Origin of the sequence: Serratia marcescens (assembly GCF_006715005.1) — a bacterium.
Classification (GTDB): domain Bacteria; phylum Pseudomonadota; class Gammaproteobacteria; order Enterobacterales; family Enterobacteriaceae; genus Serratia; species Serratia montpellierensis.
In genome coordinates, this window is record NZ_VFMJ01000001.1 from 5,429,956 (window position 1) to 5,444,786 (window position 14,831).

29 protein-coding genes are annotated in these 14,831 nt (G+C 54.6%); 7 read left to right on the plus strand and 22 right to left on the minus strand.

The features are described from left to right. Positions 1-3 precede the first annotated feature (3 nt). A complete protein-coding gene (gene speF, locus FHU12_RS26185) occupies positions 4-2,169 on the plus strand; it encodes an ornithine decarboxylase SpeF (RefSeq protein ID WP_141973096.1) in 2,166 nt (721 codons plus the stop codon). A gap of 51 nt (positions 2,170-2,220) precedes the next feature. Here speF and mltC read toward each other — a convergent pair whose 3' ends face one another. The 3 genes from mltC to mutY form a co-directional block, all read right to left on the minus strand. Continuing rightward, entirely contained in the window at positions 2,221-3,297 is a 1,077-nt protein-coding gene (mltC, locus tag FHU12_RS26190; RefSeq protein WP_080490907.1) for a membrane-bound lytic murein transglycosylase MltC, read from the minus strand. Positions 3,298-3,360: 63 nt separating this feature from the next. After that, positions 3,361-3,633 (minus strand): oxidative damage protection protein, encoded by a 273-nt coding sequence (locus FHU12_RS26195; protein WP_004937404.1) that lies wholly within the window; start codon positions 3,631-3,633, stop codon positions 3,361-3,363. Continuing rightward, on the minus strand, positions 3,630-4,730 hold the full coding sequence (mutY, locus tag FHU12_RS26200) for an A/G-specific adenine glycosylase (RefSeq protein WP_185742347.1): 1,101 nt from the start codon (positions 4,728-4,730) through the stop codon (positions 3,630-3,632). The genes FHU12_RS26195 and mutY overlap by 4 nt, the downstream gene beginning before the upstream one ends. Positions 4,731-4,907: 177 nt before the next feature. Between mutY and trmB the strand changes: the two genes are divergently transcribed. Further along, positions 4,908-5,627, plus strand: a complete 720-nt coding sequence (gene trmB, locus FHU12_RS26205) for a tRNA (guanosine(46)-N7)-methyltransferase TrmB (protein WP_043141355.1) — start codon at positions 4,908-4,910, stop codon at positions 5,625-5,627. Next, on the plus strand, positions 5,627-5,953 hold the full coding sequence (locus tag FHU12_RS26210) for a YggL family protein (protein WP_019456098.1): 327 nt from the start codon (positions 5,627-5,629) through the stop codon (positions 5,951-5,953). The genes trmB and FHU12_RS26210 overlap by 1 nt, the downstream gene beginning before the upstream one ends. Before the next feature lie 68 nt (positions 5,954-6,021). On the opposite strand, the gene FHU12_RS26215 is transcribed toward FHU12_RS26210, so the two are convergent. The 19 genes from FHU12_RS26215 to FHU12_RS26300 all read right to left on the minus strand — a co-directional run bounded on the left by FHU12_RS26215 (position 6,022) and on the right by FHU12_RS26300 (position 12,923). After that, complete coding sequence (locus FHU12_RS26215) at positions 6,022-6,267, minus strand: pyocin activator PrtN family protein (protein WP_141973098.1); 246 nt, start codon at positions 6,265-6,267, stop codon at positions 6,022-6,024. 5 nt (positions 6,268-6,272) lie between these two features. Then, the gene (locus FHU12_RS27245; protein ID WP_185742348.1) at positions 6,273-6,440 is read right to left on the minus strand and encodes a hypothetical protein; all 168 of its coding nucleotides are present in this window, start codon (positions 6,438-6,440) and stop codon (positions 6,273-6,275) included. Continuing rightward, on the minus strand, positions 6,437-6,910 hold the full coding sequence (locus tag FHU12_RS26220) for a hypothetical protein (protein WP_260440762.1): 474 nt from the start codon (positions 6,908-6,910) through the stop codon (positions 6,437-6,439). The genes FHU12_RS27245 and FHU12_RS26220 overlap by 4 nt, the downstream gene beginning before the upstream one ends. Continuing rightward, positions 6,907-7,434 (minus strand): ead/Ea22-like family protein, encoded by a 528-nt coding sequence (locus FHU12_RS26225; protein WP_141972705.1) that lies wholly within the window; start codon positions 7,432-7,434, stop codon positions 6,907-6,909. The genes FHU12_RS26220 and FHU12_RS26225 overlap by 4 nt, the downstream gene beginning before the upstream one ends. Continuing rightward, positions 7,431-7,652, minus strand: a complete 222-nt coding sequence (locus FHU12_RS26230; RefSeq protein WP_110662697.1) for a hypothetical protein — start codon at positions 7,650-7,652, stop codon at positions 7,431-7,433. Before FHU12_RS26230 ends, FHU12_RS26225 begins: the two co-directional genes overlap by 4 nt. Continuing rightward, entirely contained in the window at positions 7,649-7,774 is a 126-nt protein-coding gene (locus FHU12_RS26235) for a hypothetical protein (RefSeq protein ID WP_060425221.1), read from the minus strand. The genes FHU12_RS26230 and FHU12_RS26235 overlap by 4 nt, the downstream gene beginning before the upstream one ends. Next, positions 7,758-8,345: a beta clamp domain-containing protein gene (locus FHU12_RS26240; protein ID WP_141972707.1), complete on the minus strand. Its 588-nt coding sequence runs from the start codon at positions 8,343-8,345 to the stop codon at positions 7,758-7,760. Before FHU12_RS26240 ends, FHU12_RS26235 begins: the two co-directional genes overlap by 17 nt. Beyond that, positions 8,342-8,701: a DUF5406 family protein gene (locus FHU12_RS26245; RefSeq protein WP_260440763.1), complete on the minus strand. Its 360-nt coding sequence runs from the start codon at positions 8,699-8,701 to the stop codon at positions 8,342-8,344. Before FHU12_RS26245 ends, FHU12_RS26240 begins: the two co-directional genes overlap by 4 nt. Beyond that, positions 8,698-9,540 (minus strand): Rha family transcriptional regulator, encoded by an 843-nt coding sequence (locus FHU12_RS26250; RefSeq protein ID WP_141972709.1) that lies wholly within the window; start codon positions 9,538-9,540, stop codon positions 8,698-8,700. The genes FHU12_RS26245 and FHU12_RS26250 overlap by 4 nt, the downstream gene beginning before the upstream one ends. Beyond that, positions 9,540-9,761, minus strand: coding sequence for a hypothetical protein (locus tag FHU12_RS26255; RefSeq protein ID WP_057523804.1), 222 nt, complete (start codon positions 9,759-9,761; stop codon positions 9,540-9,542). The genes FHU12_RS26250 and FHU12_RS26255 overlap by 1 nt, the downstream gene beginning before the upstream one ends. Before the next feature lie 2 nt (positions 9,762-9,763). Beyond that, positions 9,764-10,066 carry an ANR family transcriptional regulator gene (locus FHU12_RS26260; protein ID WP_141972711.1) on the minus strand — a complete coding sequence of 101 codons (303 nt, stop codon included), beginning with the start codon at positions 10,064-10,066 and terminating at the stop codon, positions 9,764-9,766. Beyond that, positions 10,063-10,272, minus strand: a complete 210-nt coding sequence (locus FHU12_RS26265; protein WP_141972713.1) for a hypothetical protein — start codon at positions 10,270-10,272, stop codon at positions 10,063-10,065. Before FHU12_RS26265 ends, FHU12_RS26260 begins: the two co-directional genes overlap by 4 nt. After that, positions 10,272-10,643 (minus strand): hypothetical protein, encoded by a 372-nt coding sequence (locus FHU12_RS26270; RefSeq protein ID WP_141972714.1) that lies wholly within the window; start codon positions 10,641-10,643, stop codon positions 10,272-10,274. The genes FHU12_RS26265 and FHU12_RS26270 overlap by 1 nt, the downstream gene beginning before the upstream one ends. An 85-nt stretch (positions 10,644-10,728) precedes the next feature. Further along, positions 10,729-11,091 carry a hypothetical protein gene (locus FHU12_RS26275; RefSeq protein WP_141972716.1) on the minus strand — a complete coding sequence of 121 codons (363 nt, stop codon included), beginning with the start codon at positions 11,089-11,091 and terminating at the stop codon, positions 10,729-10,731. Continuing rightward, complete coding sequence (locus FHU12_RS26280) at positions 11,091-11,309, minus strand: hypothetical protein (RefSeq protein WP_141972717.1); 219 nt, start codon at positions 11,307-11,309, stop codon at positions 11,091-11,093. The genes FHU12_RS26275 and FHU12_RS26280 overlap by 1 nt, the downstream gene beginning before the upstream one ends. Positions 11,310-11,312: 3 nt before the next feature. After that, positions 11,313-11,612 carry a hypothetical protein gene (locus FHU12_RS26285; RefSeq protein WP_141972719.1) on the minus strand — a complete coding sequence of 100 codons (300 nt, stop codon included), beginning with the start codon at positions 11,610-11,612 and terminating at the stop codon, positions 11,313-11,315. Then, a complete protein-coding gene (locus FHU12_RS26290) occupies positions 11,605-11,919 on the minus strand; it encodes a hypothetical protein (protein WP_141972721.1) in 315 nt (104 codons plus the stop codon). Before FHU12_RS26290 ends, FHU12_RS26285 begins: the two co-directional genes overlap by 8 nt. 74 nt (positions 11,920-11,993) lie before the next feature. Beyond that, positions 11,994-12,218: a hypothetical protein gene (locus tag FHU12_RS26295; protein WP_141972723.1), complete on the minus strand. Its 225-nt coding sequence runs from the start codon at positions 12,216-12,218 to the stop codon at positions 11,994-11,996. A gap of 279 nt (positions 12,219-12,497) precedes the next feature. Further along, a complete protein-coding gene (locus FHU12_RS26300) occupies positions 12,498-12,923 on the minus strand; it encodes a helix-turn-helix domain-containing protein (protein ID WP_110662719.1) in 426 nt (141 codons plus the stop codon). A gap of 81 nt (positions 12,924-13,004) precedes the next feature. Between FHU12_RS26300 and FHU12_RS26305 the strand changes: the two genes are divergently transcribed. The 4 genes from FHU12_RS26305 to FHU12_RS26320 all read left to right on the plus strand — a co-directional run bounded on the left by FHU12_RS26305 (position 13,005) and on the right by FHU12_RS26320 (position 14,826). Further along, positions 13,005-13,289 carry a transcriptional regulator gene (locus FHU12_RS26305; RefSeq protein WP_110662797.1) on the plus strand — a complete coding sequence of 95 codons (285 nt, stop codon included), beginning with the start codon at positions 13,005-13,007 and terminating at the stop codon, positions 13,287-13,289. Positions 13,290-13,364: 75 nt separating this feature from the next. Beyond that, the gene (locus tag FHU12_RS26310; protein WP_141972725.1) at positions 13,365-13,595 is read left to right on the plus strand and encodes a hypothetical protein; all 231 of its coding nucleotides are present in this window, start codon (positions 13,365-13,367) and stop codon (positions 13,593-13,595) included. Beyond that, complete coding sequence (locus tag FHU12_RS26315; RefSeq protein ID WP_141972727.1) at positions 13,592-13,942, plus strand: HNH endonuclease; 351 nt, start codon at positions 13,592-13,594, stop codon at positions 13,940-13,942. Before FHU12_RS26310 ends, FHU12_RS26315 begins: the two co-directional genes overlap by 4 nt. Positions 13,943-13,944: 2 nt before the next feature. Further along, a complete protein-coding gene (locus FHU12_RS26320) occupies positions 13,945-14,826 on the plus strand; it encodes an LvrA C-terminal domain-related protein (protein WP_141972728.1) in 882 nt (293 codons plus the stop codon). Positions 14,827-14,831 lie beyond the last annotated feature (5 nt).

A 14,831-nucleotide genomic window follows, 5' to 3' on the forward strand; every position in this document is an offset into this window, starting at 1 on the left:
ATGATGAAAGAATTGAAAATCGCGACCAGCGCCAGCCTGGTCGCCACCATTGAGACGCTGCGCCAGATCGTGCGCGTAGAGCAAACGGACTACACCGACGTGGCGGCGGTGGTGGTGTCGGTCGCCGACGTGAACGCCGGTATTCTGGCGCGCTTGCAGACGACAGGATTCGACATTCCGACCTTCGTGGCGGTGGAAGGGGACGAGCATCTCTCGCCGGACTATCTGCCGTTTGTCAGCGGGGTTTTCGCGCTGTTGGCCGGCGCCAGCAAGCCGTTCTACATGGCGCAGCTGGAGGCCGCCGCCGACGCCTACGAGCAGGCGCTGCTGCCGCCGTTCTTCAAAACGCTGAAGACCTACGTCGAGATGGAAAATTCGACCTTTGCGTGCCCGGGGCATCAGGGCGGAGAGTTCTTCCGCAAACACCCGGCCGGCCGGCAGTTCTTCGATTTCTACGGTGAGACCCTGTTCCGTTCCGATATGTGCAACGCCGACGTCAAGCTGGGCGATCTGCTGATCCACGAAGGATCGGCCAAGGATGCGCAAAAGCACGCGGCGCGAGTGTTCAACGCCGATAAAACCTACTTCGTGCTCAACGGCACCTCGGCGGCCAACAAGGTGGTGACCAACGCGCTGCTGACCCGTGGCGACCTGGTGCTGTTCGATCGCAACAACCATAAATCCAACCACCATGGGGCGCTGATCCAAGCCGGCGCTACGCCGGTCTATCTGGAAACCGCCCGCAACCCGTTCGGTTTTATCGGTGGCATCGACGCGCACTGCTTCGACGAGCGCTTCCTGCGTGAGCAGATCCGCGAAGTGGCACCGGAGAAGGCGGCGGTGGCGCGGCCGTTCCGGCTGGCGATCATTCAGCTCGGTACCTACGACGGCACGATTTACAACGCTCGCCAGGTGATCGACACCATCGGTCATCTGTGCGACTACATCCTGTTCGACTCCGCCTGGGTGGGCTACGAAGGCTTTATCCCGATGCTGAAAGAGTGTTCGCCGCTGCTGCTGGAGCTGGACGAACACGATCCGGGCATTTTCGTCACCCAGTCGGTGCATAAACAGCAGGCGGGGTTCTCGCAGACGTCGCAGATCCATAAGAAAGACGACCATATCAAAGGGCAGAAGCGTCACTGCAACCATAAACACCTGAACAACGCGTTCATGCTGCATGCGTCGACCAGCCCGTTCTACCCGCTGTTCGCCGCGCTGGACGTCAACGCCAAGATGCATGCCGGCGCCGCTGGGCGCCGCATGTGGATGGACTGCGTCAAGCTGGGCATCGAGACTCGCAAACAATTGCTCAAACGCTGCTCGCAGCTGAAGCCGTTTATTCCGCAGCAGGTGGCGGGCAAAGACTGGCAGGATCACGATACTGACCTTATCGCCAACGACGCGCGCTTCTTCACCTTCGTGCCGGGGGAAACGTGGCACGGCTTCGAAGGCTACGCCCAGGATCAGTATTTGGTGGATCCGTGCAAGCTGCTGCTGACCACGCCGGGCATTGACGCCGCGACCGGCCAATACACCGAGTTCGGCGTGCCGGCCACCATTCTGGCCAACTTCCTGCGCGAGAACGGCATCGTGCCGGAGAAGTGCGATCTCAACTCTATCCTGTTCCTGCTGACCCCGGCAGAAAACCCGACCAAGATGGAACAACTGGTGGAGATGCTGGCGCAGTTCGAGCGCTATGTTGCAGAGGACGCGCCGCTAAGCGTGGTGCTGCCGACGGTGTACCGCAAGAACGAGCAGCGCTACCGTGGTTACAGCATTCGCCGGCTGTGCCAGGAAATGCACGATCTGTACGTCAGCTTCGACGTCAAACAGCTGCAAAAAGAGATGTTCCGCCAGGATCATTTCCCGCCGGTGGTGATGAACCCGCAGGACGCCAACGTGGAGTTTATCCGCGATAACGTCGAGCTGGTGCCGATCGGCCAGGCGGAAGGGCGCATCGCGGCGGAGGGGGCCTTGCCGTACCCGCCGGGCGTGCTGTGCGTGGTACCGGGCGAAGTGTGGGGCGGCGCGGTGCAGCGCTACTTCCTGGCGCTGGAAGAGGGGATCAACCGCCTGCCGGGCTTCTCGCCGGAGCTGCAGGGGGTCTACATCGAGAAGAAAGATCACGGCTGGAAGCGCATCTTCGGCTATATGATCAAGCCATAAAGAAAAGGGCCGGTTCGCACCGGCCCTTCTCATTTATCCACGCGGGAAACGTTACTTTCTGCGGTAGCTCTTCTGCGCGGTATTCACTTTCACCAGATAGCGGCGCGACTCGGCGGCCGGGTGCTTGGTGGTCAGCGTCTGATACACGTCGCCCGGCTGCATGCCGTTGATGATGCCCACCGCGCGCGTTCTGTCGCTGGAGAACACCCGCAGCACGCTGCCTGCGCCGCCGTTGTAAGCGGTGATCACCGCATAGCGGCGCGAGGTCGGGTTCTGAATGCCGCCCAGGTAGTTGTTTTGCAAGATAGCCAGGTAGGCGGTGCCGGTGTCGATGTTGTTCTCTGGATCGAACAGGTAGCTGCGGCTCGGGGTGCCCCATTTGCCGCGCATCTGGAACACATCCTTACCGGCGGTGTGCTGCACCACCTGCATCAGGCCCAGCGCGTCCGAACCGCTCACCGCATACGGGTTGAAGCTCGATTCGGTCTGCATGATAGCCAGGATCAGCGACTCGTCCACGCCGTATTTTTCCGACGCCTTGCGCACCATCGGCAGGTATTTATGCGCACGTTTGTCCAGGTGGTTCGGCACCAGCTGGATGGTGACCGAGTAGATCACGTGCAGGCCGGAGGTGCGTTTTTGCAGCTTGGTCTGCAGCAGGTAATCGGCGAAGTGCGCCGCGCGCCATTCCCAGCGAATCGGCGCGCCCTTGTTATCCAGCACCTGGCCGTACAGGAACGGCTCTTTGCTGATCTGGATATCGTTGGCGTCGGAATAGAGATCGATGGAACCCGGATCGTCACCCATCAGCAGCGTGCTGATGATCGCCTGGCGCAGGTGCGTGGCCGGATCGGTGGTGGCGATGGTCTCGATGGTAATGGCGCCGGTGTCGAAGTTGATGTGGCTGCGGGTTTGGTATTGGTCGGTATATTTGACGTAGTCTTTCGGCCCGGCGATCAGAACTTCGTTCAGACCCCAGATGTTCTCGATGTTGTGGGCGAATTGGCCCATCAGAATGTCGAAGCCGTTGGTATCTTTAATCCAGGCTTCGTTGATTTCTTCACTTTTTTTGCCGGAACAGGAGATCAGCAAAGGCGCTATTACGAGCAAAGCTAAAATTTTCTTCATCTTAAAGCCGTTTGGAAGAAGTATAAGAGGATTGAAGCGGGCCAGCGCCTGGCCCCAACAGCGTTATTCGCTCGGCGGCGTATAGCCTTCGATGTGCACGTCGTGCCCTTCGAACAGGAACTTGATCATTTCCTCTTCCAGCAGCTTGCGGTCATCCACGTTCATCATGTTCAACTTCTTCTCGTTGATCAGCATGGTCTGCTTCTTCATCCACTCGCCCCAGGCTTCCTTGGAGATCTCGTTGTAGATGCGCTTGCCGACGTCACCGGGATAAAGCTGGAAGTCCTGGCCTTCGGCGTCGCGCTGCAGGAAAGTACAAAAAATGGTGCGGCTCATGCTAATTCCTCATCGATGGCGCTATCGCCATATAAGTTTTGTTGGATCGGGGGCTGCTTCGCCAGCTGTTGCAACAGGCGATCTACCGGCGCTGCCAGCCCGACCGACGGCGGCTGCGCTAAGTTATACCAGAGACCCGCGCCCTCATCCATGCCGCTGCCCGCCGCGTCGAGCGACAGCCACATCGGCACGATATCGAGATGGAAATGGCTGAACGTGTGGCGAAACGCGGTCAGCTGTTCCAGGCGCTTGCCTTTCAGACCGCGCTGCTGCAGCCAGAGTTCCAAATCCACGCGCGCGCTGAACTGCGGGAAGCAGAACAGGCCGCCCCACAGGCCCACCGCCGGGCGCTGTTCCAGCCACACGCGGTCGCCGTATTGCAGCAATAAGAAGTAGGCGGTTTTTTCCGGCAGGGTCTGTTTGGGTTTCTTGCCGGGATAGTTGGCCCAGCTGTGATTGGCGTAAGACAGGCAGCCGACGTTGAGCGGGCAGAGCTCGCACTTGGGCTTGGAGCGAGTGCAGACCATGGCGCCCAGATCCATCATCGCCTGGTTGAACTGGCCGACGCCCTGCGCCGGGGTCACCTCTTCGCTGATTTTCCACAGCCGGTTTTCGACCTCTTTCTTGCCCGGCCAGCCTTCCACTGCGTAGCAGCGGGCCAGCACGCGCTTCACGTTGCCGTCGAGGAGCGGATAGTGTTGGCCCAGCGCCAACGACAGCACCGCGCCGGCGGTAGAGCGGCCAACGCCCGGCAAATCGGCGATTTCTGCGAAGGTTGTCGGGAACTCGCCGCCGTGCTGTGAGACAATGGTCTGTGCAGCCTTGTGCAGGTTACGGGCGCGGGCGTAATAGCCGAGACCGGTCCACAGATGCAGCACTTCGTCCAGCGGGGCCTCCGCCAGCGCGCGCACGTTGGGAAAACGGGCCATAAAGCGCTGAAAATAAGGAATGACGGTGGCAACCTGGGTCTGTTGCAACATCACCTCGGAGAGCCATACTTGATAGGCAGTTTTTTCCAGCTGCCACGGCAGAGTCTTGCGACCGTAGCGCTGATACCAGTCAAGCACCACCTGTGCGAATTGTTGTGCTTGCATCATGGGCAGCGTCGTTATCCGGCAGAAAATGAAGCGAGATTGCAGCATAGAGTCATGGTGCTGTAAACCGGAACTTTCCGACGCCGCACGGCGGGTACAGAAGATGAACACTTGCTAAACCAATGTATCTTTGCATAATGCGCGTTTCCCTAATTGGCAGCCAAACAGACAGAAAGCACTATGATTAATGACGTCATCTCCCCGGAATTTGATGAGAACGGCCGCGCGATGCGCCGTATCCGCAGTTTTGTCCGCCGCCAGGGGCGGCTGACCAAAGGCCAGCAGCACGCGCTGGAGAACTATTGGCCGGTGATGGGCGTGGAGTATCAGACTGACGCTGTCGATCTCACCGCGCTGTTTGGCCGCGAAGCGCCGACGGTGCTGGAGATCGGTTTTGGCATGGGCGCCTCGCTGGTGACCATGGCGGGCAACAACCCGCAGCAGAACTTTTTAGGGATTGAGGTGCACTCGCCGGGCGTGGGCGCCTGCCTGGCCGACGCCCACGAGGCGAAGCTGAGCAACCTGCGCGTGATGTGCCACGATGCGGTTGAAGTGCTGGAAAACATGATCCCGGACGGCTCGCTGGACATGGTGCAGCTGTTCTTCCCCGATCCGTGGCACAAGGCGCGCCACAACAAGCGCCGCATCGTGCAAACGCCGTTTGTCGAACTGGTGCTGCGCAAGCTGAAGACCGGCGGCGTCTTCCACATGGCCACCGATTGGCAACCTTATGCGGAACATATGTTAGAGGTTATGAACGGGGTCGCAGGCTACCGTAATCTTTCCAGCGATAATGATTACGTGCCGCGTCCGGATTCGCGCCCACTGACGAAATTTGAATTACGCGGCCAGCGCCTGGGACATGGCGTTTGGGACTTGATGTTTGAGAGGAAAGAATAATGGCTAAGAACCGCAGTCGTCGTTTACGTAAAAAGTTGCACATTGAAGAATTTCAGGAGCTGGGTTTCTCCGTAGCCTGGCGCTTCGCCGAAGGCACGTCGGTGGAAGACATCGACAGCACGCTGGATACCTTCATCGATGAAGTGATCGAGCCGAACGGCCTGGCGTTTGACGGCAGCGGCTACCTGCAGTGGGAAGGTCTGATCTGCCTGCAGAAGATCGGCCACTGCACCGACGAGCAGCGCGAGCTGGTGAAAAACTGGCTGGAAGCGCGCAAACTGACCGACGTTAAGGTCAGCGATCTGTTCGATATCTGGTGGGATTGAGTGGTTAATTAAATCAGTAAGTTATGGGTTTGTGGGGTGCTATAGGTGACCCGGCACCCCGCGCCGACTTACGAATTAACCTGCTTGAACTCTTCCCTCCCTGCTGCCGTGCGTTGATCAAGATAGTCTGCCAAATCCTTCACATACACCAGGCGCGGGGCTTTGTTCGAGTCTGCAGCCCGGAAACTCGGGATAGGCAGCTTGCCAGCGTTCGCACGCTTGTTGGCTAACTCGATTGAGATACCGAGGTATTTCTCCGCGATTTTCTCCAGAGGAATATCCGAGGTCTCAAACTCAGCCATCAACAAAAACATTCTGTTCACTCTGTCACCTCCGTCTTACCGGCCCCGGCCTGTAGGCCGTCGTTGTACGCCTTCTTAACCCAAAACAGCAGCACCTCGGCGGCCACACAACCACAATCCACATCGATCGGTACTGTCTGTCCCTGCAGCCAGGTGTCGAAGTCTGTTGGTTCGATCTCCATCATTCACCTGCCTCGTAGCAAAGCCGCATGAGGCGATACAGCCGCTTTCCGTCACCAATGCGGTACACCTCAGCCCATTCATGCCAATGGGCGGCTACCACCGCCCACTCCTTGCCATGTTGTGACATGTCACGAATTTTACTTTCCAGCTCCGGCACAGCTTCGACCAGGCGCAGGCAGCGGCCAAAGTCTGCCGGATCGCGCGGATAGGCATATTCAGCTTCGAAAATGCCGGTCAGCTTGGATGCCATGAACAGGCTGCTCATCCCTGTGTCGTCGCTGGCGAGCCAGTCAGCAAGCCCCATGCCCTCCGATGCCTTCACCACTGGCTTAGCGAACTCCTGACAGATGTTATTCGCCGCCAGGATGATCGTGTTGAAGCAGCGGCTTTCAACGCCAGCACCCGGGTGCTGGCGGTCGATCTCTTTGGCGATGGCCGCCACAAGTTGAATCTGGTCAATTTGTATGCTCACTGGGTTGCCTCCACAAATGCTAATGCTGATCGCAGCTCTTTAACGCACGAGTAAAATTCGGCGTTCTCTGCTTTACCTGTACGATCCAATGCTTCCTGACGGCACCACTCGATAACCTTATGCGCGGCCTGATCGAGGCGCTGGCGATGGTGGTCGTAATTGTCGGCAAGAGCCGCCATGTTGTCGGCACGCCGCTCCGATTCTTCGAGTTTCCGTTTGGCTTCTAACGCCTCGTATTCATAATCGACAGCATTCGAAATAAGTGACCGCTCTTTCTCTTCCAGTGCCAGCAGTAGGTTCAGGATGGCGGCAGGGTTAGCGGCGGCAATGAATTCCATATCACACCGGCTAATACTCACGCACGGCACGCCATCAGTCGCCCGAAAGGCGCTCAGCACATCACCATCCTTTCCGCTTGGAACACTACTCAGTCGAACCATGCTGTTACTGGTAAACCAGACCCACGGGCCGGGAGTTGCATCGAGTGCGGCGGTTCTCAGTTCGTTAATTTGTGCATTTGTCATCGTGCCATCTCCTGTAAAGCGATTTTGTAAACCTTCAACATTGGCGCGGAGCGGCCAGATAGCACGGTTTTCATAAAGAACAACCCGCTGCGGTGCGCGCTGACGCTGGTCAGAAACAGCGCCGTGTCAACGACGCGGTTATGCCGGCGGAACTCAAACACCGTGCTGGTCAGCGTGATGCTGGCGGTTGCTCCGTGGTCTTGGTAATCGATTTTCACCAGATAACCCTCCCGATCAGTTCGGCAGTGCCGAGGAATGAAAAGAGTCCCGCCGCCAGCCCGAAACCCGCAAGACTGGAGAAAAACAGCGTGAACATAATCAGTTCAAATACCTTCTTCATTCATCACCTCGTCGAGCAGATCGAAGGTGTTGTCGCGTAGCGGCATAATGACCAGGAACGGATTGCCGTACAGGCGGTTAATGCCCGGGTCTAAAATCAGTTGGCAGGGGCCACCTTTCCCTGAAGGCTTAAACCGAACTGCAGCAAAGCCGATTTCCGACCCAAACATCAGATAGGGGAGAGCCAAAAGGTGACCTGAAAACATTGGCAGCACGTCGCACGGTTCCGGCTCTGCCGGCAGGATTTTGCTGAAGTCTGGATAGCGGCAATCTAGCGGCACCAACTCGCAGAAACCGACAAATTCCTTATCTTCATCCGAATGGATAGCCATCCAGCCCTCGTCCATGTGTTTAATGATCGTGACTTCTGCACTGTCTGGAATTTCGCCCTTGACCAGAAACACCCCATCAATGTCGGTGTCCGCACCATGCTCCATCATCACCGCCGCGCGGCCGTCAGTGGCATGGATGTGGGTAGGGGAGATGTACACCCCCTGCAGGTATTCGCGAGACTCGTTCTCGTTTGCTACGCAGCACAGGGCTGCGCGCAGAATATCGGTTGGGAACATCATTGCTCTGCCTCCGGTTCAATGTTGATAATCTCGGCGCCAATCAGCATTTCTTTCAGCCAATCCTCGCCTTCCAGGCATTCGTCCATACACTGCAGGTTGCCGATGTTAATCACCGCCATCTCGTCATCTTTGCCGGTATCGTCATTGAAGAACGGGACGGTGCCCAATTGCTCATAAGCGACACCGATAGCACACTCAATAACGCTGAACCCGTTACTATTTCCGCCGACAACCACGTCTACCGATGTGCGGTATTTCCACTGGCCGAACGTCAGGCGGACGGTTTGCTTTGCCATGCGTCCACACAGCGTATAGTTCGGGTCGTAGTTCATCACTTTGCTCTGAGTACCGATCATTGCTTGGCCTCCACGGCGGCTTTGTTGGTCTCGGTGACCTTGAGCGTGAAGCCGCCGAAGTCTGGGTGCTGCCAGCGTTTTCGCTTACCCGTCGGCGGTGTGGATTCGTCGATCAGGGTGAATACCGCATCAGCGAAAGAGGAATGGTGGATCAGCAGGTGGCCACGCTCGCCATTGGTAAGCTTGGTCGGCAGGTTGGCGTAACTTGCCAGGCGCCGGCATGCTGCGTCGGAGATGCCAAAGGCCCACATCAGATCGATGACTGGTGAGAATTCCGGGGCTGGCGGCGTGCCAACTGGTTCAGCAACCGATACCGGCGCGACTTGCTCAGGTGATGCTGGTGGCAGAGCTTGCGCAGCGAACACCTGCGTGCCGGAAAGCTCCATCACGGCTTTCATCGTTGCGGAGGCGGTGGCCTCTGCTACGACGCGGGCGACCGACAGAATGTGATCGGATGTGGAGATCGCCTGCTGTACCGGGGCCGGTGCGGCAATACGTGGTTGTGCCAGCTCTACTTTCATATCCTGCCACTCATTAATAATTGCCATGCGACGAGCCGCATCGTAACCAGCGACCAGGCACTGAGAGTGCTCATAGTCGAGCAGATACTCCCAGGCGTTAGGATTTGAGGTATCGTACTGAATGCAGCTAACACATTGATTTGTATCGTAGAGCAAATTTGCGCTACGGATATAATCACGCTCATCACCACCATAAAGCTGCACAAGCATCACTCGAATATCTCGGCAGACATCCTTGTGCTCCTTTGTGGTAAGACGGGCAATTAAGCGGCTGCTCATCATTGGTTTGCCACCTACTACTGTCATTTGCTTTTCCATTATTTCGTCGCCTTCTTTAAGTTGAACCCCATGTGTTTTGCGTGCCGGCGCATACTCCGGTTCAGCGGCATCTGGATATTGCCGTCGGCCGTTCTGTAGTCCGCCACTGACTTCTGCACGTTGCCGTACTCCCAAGCTTGTTGACGGGTCAGCCGGTACCCCTGGGCCAGCGTCATGCCACACATGCCTTGGCACGTTTTACTGCCGCCTTTTTTCGCCATTGCTATACCTCTTCGCTGGTGGTCTTGATATGGGCCTTGAGCGCCTCAGCCATCTTCTTCTTGGCCTTGGTTTTCGCTGCCTCCTTTGCTCGCTCACTGGCGCTTTCTTGCAGCTGCTCCAGCCGCTCCGTAAGGCTGTGGCGCTTTTCGCACAGCTCGGCGCGGGTGGCTGCCCAATCCTGGTTAACCGACTTCACCGCGAATGACTCAGCGATGCGCCAGAACGTGGCCGCCTGAATGAACTCTTCGGCCTTTTCGTGCTGGATAGCCCGCTGGGCTGCTTCGCTGTACGGAATCTTTATCATTGGGCCTCCCGCAGCTGCGCCATTGGCGTACCGTTATTGAAGGTGCGGATCGACTCAGGCACACCATCCAGCAGGGTGATCATCGCGCAGACCATCGTGCGCTCTACTTGGTCGGTGCGGTCGTTGCAGGACTCCAGCCACAGATTGAGGATCTGCTGCGCCTGCTCTACGCGGCACTGGGCATCGATCAGTTGCATGGTTGCCATCACGCCACCACCTGCAGCAGCTGGCTGCTTGGGTTGTGGAGCTTGTAGGCGACGGCGTCGATCATCATTTCTTCCATCGCTGACTTGCCGAGCGGCGTAAGGCGGCTACGGTCTTTGCTCAGCATCGCGTCGTAGGAATTGGCGATCTGCTCCTGCCCGCCGGCGATACCGAATTCAGCGCGAACCATGTTCTCGATGAACTCTTTCATCAGCGCCTCGAGGCACTCCTGGGTCAGGTCAACGCGAACCAGTTTCTTTTTCGAAATAACCACGTCAGACCATTTGCCGCCGAAATGGCGCTGGCAAAAATCGAGATAGGCGAGGGCGATACGCCGACGATTTAAAGCAATATTGTTGAACCACTGAGTCATCGTTAATTACCTGCTGTCTAAATTCAGGCCGAGCGAAACCGTCAGCCTGAAGGCCATAATTAAAATCTTGTTGGAGATTGTTTAATTAATACGGGCGGCGTTTCATTAAGTCATCGTGCTTTGCCGCCCATTCATCATACTCGCGCTGCCATTTTTCTTTATCACGCTTGCGAGCCAGTAATTTACGAATGCGCCTTTCACAGCGATGATGCGCTTGCCAATAACCCAGTGTTATTTCACCGCGATGAAAGTGGATTACGCCGCCTTCATGAGTTGGTACTCCAGCGCGGTCAAATGTTTTTTGAACCATAAAGTGAGCCAAGCGACGAATGGCTGTTTCACGGCTAAAACTTTTCTTGCTGCGTCCGTGACGTGTCACAACATACACTGGCTGTTGTTTTAACTGAAACGCGTCATCGATGCCGATACTTCCAAAATCTTTACGCATTATTCTTCCTCCGGTGGCTTTACTGTCCAGCCAGCTCTTTCTGCTAACTCAATAAACGTACCGAGTGTTGCTGTAAATTCCTCTGGTGAGTGAGGGCGATACGCCTTCAATTCGCCATTCTCAATATAAACCGTCAGGCGGCCGCTAAAGTCTGGTGTAGCGTTAATGATGACTTCATTCAGCAATGCCTTTGATGCTTGGCGCGTGAGAGTGCTCATTATTTAGCCCCCCCCCTGTCGCTTATTTAGGATGTGCTCGGCGACGCTACCATTTTGCTTTAAAACCTGAGCCATCCGAGGAAAGCTTCTTAGGACAGTTCCAATTAAGACGAGGTCTCGCTTAGCCTCTGAATCTGTATATCCTTCACTCTCATCAGCTTCCAAAACAAGATTACCGATAACCAACAATGCTGCGTCAATAGCGGCAGCAGCAGCGAAGTAGGCTACCTGGCGTTCCCCGAGCACCTCGTCAGAGATACCGCTGAAATCCCTTACCATCAGTGCATGATAAATATCAGTCATGAGGCACCTCGAGAACTAATTCATAGCCGTTCATAACTCGATGGTTATAAGTACGCTCGGACAAAAACTCGTACTCCCCTGTATCTAAATCAACGCGAGTACAAATAAAATTGCCATTCCTGTCACCGATCTCAGGCATTGGTTCATCACATTCTACACCGTATGCTTGCTTAACCATGTGCATACACAGCTTCCAAGGCCATGAAGTGGGATTGTCTTTAATTAAGCGCTGTGCTCGATTAAGTTTTTTTATGTCAACCAATACAAGCCTGGTTGATTCTTTGGCTTTTGGCGTGGTATTGTCCATATCAGCCTCTTTAAATTTTACGGGTTTGATGGGGTTAGGCTCTGGCGATTGATTGGCGTCGCCGCCAGAGTCGATTAAGAATGATTTTTTTCACCATTATTACTTTCAACCAACTTGAATAAGTTATCATTCAGTTCACCCGCTAGCTTTGTAATACCTGACAGTGCAAAAGCTGTATCGGTATCCTCCAAGTGAAATCCGCGGCGGGCATTCTCAGTGAGAAGGTTAAGTAGAACAAAAACTTCAGCCGCGCTATCGCTAATATATGTCAATTTGCTTTCATCGATTTTCATTTTCACGATAAAACCTCCCGATTTATAACTTGTTAATTCCCGCATGGTTTATCGCATAAATACCTTAATGCGCTGCCTTGCTGCTGTAATTAACGACATCCCGGATCTGCATCGACACAGGTCATTCAACGATGTATGGCTATCTGCATTTTCCCACGGTCTGAATCGTAATGGGTTGCGTCGTTACAATTAAATCTACAATCTAATATTGTAGATTGCAATATCTTAAGGCAAAAAAAAATCCAAGGGTCGCTCCTTGGATTCTTAATTTGATGATTTATTTGATTATTTTTTTAATAGGTATTCAGTTATGTATTTATTGATCTCTTCTAGCCTGAGTTCAAATAAATCGAGCATTCTTTTTCTCTCAACTCCAGGTAAGTCTCTGTAAGTATTGATTAATTTAATTTCATCAGGTGTTAGTGTGAGGGAAACCAGATCATCTGACGCGCTCGACGGCTGATCTACAACGGCAGAAACTTGGTCTTGTTGCGTACCATACGGAAGAAAGAACCAATGCTCCGGCTTTCCTGTCGCCTTAGATATGGCCGATAGATACTTGCTTCTTGGAGAACCATAGCCATTACACCACCGCTGAACTGCTTGGGGGGTGACATCAATGCGGCGAGCTAGCTCAGATTGGCTAAGCCCAAGCTCTGTCAGCGCTTCGTTTAGGCGCTGGGAGAAAACTGTTTCGCGTGTGTTTTTCATTTCTTAATTGTATCCCATCCGTTGAAAACTCCAATACAATATATTATTGTAGTATTATTGTATTTACAACGAGGGATGATCATGAACAGAGAGCTTAAGCACCTCATTATGAAAGTGACGAGTCAAAGCGGCTTGGCGAGGGTGTTGGGGTGCAGACAACAAACGGTGAGCCTGTGGTTAAACCACAAAGTTCCTGACGGAAAGGTACTGCTGCTTAGTGAGGCTGTTGGGTGGAAGGTTACCCCTCATGAGATCAGACCAGATCTTTACCCAGGGGTTTTTGATGGATTGCCAGAAAAGCAACGACAACTGAAGTTATCGAGCGCACAGGATCCTAAAGGTTTTTCTGGTGCTCAGCATGCCTAACTCCCTCAAAACCATCATGCCGGCAGTTTACTGCCAGGCGGAGGAATGACGATGACTGAATCAACCGGAGCAAACATGAAAGACGAAGAAGCAAAGACCGCGTTTATCGCGGGTTACGAGATGGATGCCGATATTGCCAACAACATTTTCCTGGTTGTGAAGAATTCCGTACCGAGAGTGGTTGAGGAGTTGGTTATCGCTGGCAAGCGTGATGATGAAGTGAAAGCCGCTGCAATAACCACCGCCGAAGCGGTGGTGGAGGCCTTTGTGTTCGCGTGCAAGGCAACGGCTAAGGTTGGCGAATGAAAGTATCGGCTCAAAAAGCGTTGGTAATATTTAAAAAAACACAGGGTCACTGTGGCTATTGCGGGAAGCCATTGTCTTTTGATGATTATTCAGCCGATCACATTATCCCCAAAAGTAAGGGCGGCTCGAATGACCTATCAAATCTGCTTGCATGCTGCAAGGCTTGTAATCGCATAAAGGGGGCAAAATCTATTGACGAGTTCCGCCTTGTAATCGCTGCCAGGAAGGTGGGGTGCAATATTTTCAGTGGGGCGCAGCTTTGCTATTTGATGGCGGCGGGAGCGTTTCCTGTACTGGGTATTGATACCAACCATCGTTTTTATTTTGAGTTATGCGGGGGGGAATAAAAATGCGTCCATCTGATTTGTTAATGGATTTTGGGCGCCCGGTAGCTTACTACCCGGGACTAGTTAAGGCCATGGGAAGTCCTCACGCAGTTATTTTTTTCAGCCAAGTATTCTACTGGCAGGACAAAGCGCACGCCGTAGAAGGCGTTCATAAAACGCGCGAAGCTATCGAATCGGAAACGGGTCTGACTTTCGAGCAACAGGCGACTGCCCGCAAACAGCTTGTTTCTCGAGGCATTCTTATCGAGACACACAAGCGTCTCGAACACAAAATGTATTTTCGTATTGATTGTGATCGTCTTGATGAAATCATTAATGAAAACAGTCACATTTCCCGAAATGGGGAAACCCGTTTTCGGGAGGTCGGCAAATCCGATTTCGGAAAGTCGGGAATCCCTGCGTCGCGGGGGAGGGAAACCCCTCGCCGCGGGTCGGGAAAACCCGATTTCGATCCTACAGAGATTACTACAGAGATTACTACAGAGATTAAAAAACCTATTGGCGCATTCGCTGACGCTCCTACGCCGAGGCGTTCTGCCAAGCAGGATTATTCACCTGAATTTGAGGCGGCCTGGCAGGCATATCCAAAACGCGCCGGCGGCAACCCCAAGCCCTCGGCCTACAAAGCCTGGAATGCTCGCCTCAAAGACGGGGCCACGCCAGAAGCCATGCTGGCAGGGGTGAAGCGCTACGCGGCGTTTGTGGCGGCTACCGGCAAGCTGGGCTCTGAGTTCGTCAAGCAGGCCGCAACGTTCTTCGGCCCCGATCGACACTTCGATGAAACCTGGCAAACGCCATCCGCGCCCGGAGGTGTGCGGCATACCTTGCCGCCGGTGTCGGGGTTCGAGGGGCAGAATTACGGTGAGTCTGGGTGCAACTGGTGATACGA

Bases quoted from the DNA above. Each gene is read 5' to 3' on its own strand.
- speF (WP_141973096.1), top strand. From the start codon at position 4: ATGAAAGAATTGAAAATCGCGACCAGCGCCAGCCTGGTCGCCACCATT.
- mltC (WP_080490907.1), bottom strand. From the start codon at position 3,297: ATGAAGAAAATTTTAGCTTTGCTCGTAATAGCGCCTTTGCTGATCTCC.
- FHU12_RS26195 (WP_004937404.1), bottom strand. From the start codon at position 3,633: ATGAGCCGCACCATTTTTTGTACTTTCCTGCAGCGCGACGCCGAAGGC.
- mutY (WP_185742347.1), bottom strand. From the start codon at position 4,730: ATGATGCAAGCACAACAATTCGCACAGGTGGTGCTTGACTGGTATCAG.
- trmB (WP_043141355.1), top strand. From the start codon at position 4,908: ATGATTAATGACGTCATCTCCCCGGAATTTGATGAGAACGGCCGCGCG.
- FHU12_RS26210 (WP_019456098.1), top strand. From the start codon at position 5,627: ATGGCTAAGAACCGCAGTCGTCGTTTACGTAAAAAGTTGCACATTGAA.
- FHU12_RS26215 (WP_141973098.1), bottom strand. From the start codon at position 6,267: ATGTTTTTGTTGATGGCTGAGTTTGAGACCTCGGATATTCCTCTGGAG.
- FHU12_RS27245 (WP_185742348.1), bottom strand. From the start codon at position 6,440: ATGATGGAGATCGAACCAACAGACTTCGACACCTGGCTGCAGGGACAG.
- FHU12_RS26225 (WP_141972705.1), bottom strand. From the start codon at position 7,434: ATGACAAATGCACAAATTAACGAACTGAGAACCGCCGCACTCGATGCA.
- FHU12_RS26235 (WP_060425221.1), bottom strand. From the start codon at position 7,774: ATGAAGAAGGTATTTGAACTGATTATGTTCACGCTGTTTTTCTCCAGT.
- FHU12_RS26240 (WP_141972707.1), bottom strand. From the start codon at position 8,345: ATGATGTTCCCAACCGATATTCTGCGCGCAGCCCTGTGCTGCGTAGCA.
- FHU12_RS26245 (WP_260440763.1), bottom strand. From the start codon at position 8,701: ATGATCGGTACTCAGAGCAAAGTGATGAACTACGACCCGAACTATACG.
- FHU12_RS26250 (WP_141972709.1), bottom strand. From the start codon at position 9,540: ATGGAAAAGCAAATGACAGTAGTAGGTGGCAAACCAATGATGAGCAGC.
- FHU12_RS26255 (WP_057523804.1), bottom strand. From the start codon at position 9,761: ATGGCGAAAAAAGGCGGCAGTAAAACGTGCCAAGGCATGTGTGGCATG.
- FHU12_RS26260 (WP_141972711.1), bottom strand. From the start codon at position 10,066: ATGATAAAGATTCCGTACAGCGAAGCAGCCCAGCGGGCTATCCAGCAC.
- FHU12_RS26265 (WP_141972713.1), bottom strand. From the start codon at position 10,272: ATGGCAACCATGCAACTGATCGATGCCCAGTGCCGCGTAGAGCAGGCG.
- FHU12_RS26270 (WP_141972714.1), bottom strand. From the start codon at position 10,643: ATGACTCAGTGGTTCAACAATATTGCTTTAAATCGTCGGCGTATCGCC.
- FHU12_RS26275 (WP_141972716.1), bottom strand. From the start codon at position 11,091: ATGCGTAAAGATTTTGGAAGTATCGGCATCGATGACGCGTTTCAGTTA.
- FHU12_RS26280 (WP_141972717.1), bottom strand. From the start codon at position 11,309: ATGAGCACTCTCACGCGCCAAGCATCAAAGGCATTGCTGAATGAAGTC.
- FHU12_RS26285 (WP_141972719.1), bottom strand. From the start codon at position 11,612: ATGACTGATATTTATCATGCACTGATGGTAAGGGATTTCAGCGGTATC.
- FHU12_RS26290 (WP_141972721.1), bottom strand. From the start codon at position 11,919: ATGGACAATACCACGCCAAAAGCCAAAGAATCAACCAGGCTTGTATTG.
- FHU12_RS26300 (WP_110662719.1), bottom strand. From the start codon at position 12,923: ATGAAAAACACACGCGAAACAGTTTTCTCCCAGCGCCTAAACGAAGCG.
- FHU12_RS26305 (WP_110662797.1), top strand. From the start codon at position 13,005: ATGAACAGAGAGCTTAAGCACCTCATTATGAAAGTGACGAGTCAAAGC.
- FHU12_RS26310 (WP_141972725.1), top strand. From the start codon at position 13,365: ATGAAAGACGAAGAAGCAAAGACCGCGTTTATCGCGGGTTACGAGATG.
- FHU12_RS26315 (WP_141972727.1), top strand. From the start codon at position 13,592: ATGAAAGTATCGGCTCAAAAAGCGTTGGTAATATTTAAAAAAACACAG.
- FHU12_RS26320 (WP_141972728.1), top strand. From the start codon at position 13,945: ATGCGTCCATCTGATTTGTTAATGGATTTTGGGCGCCCGGTAGCTTAC.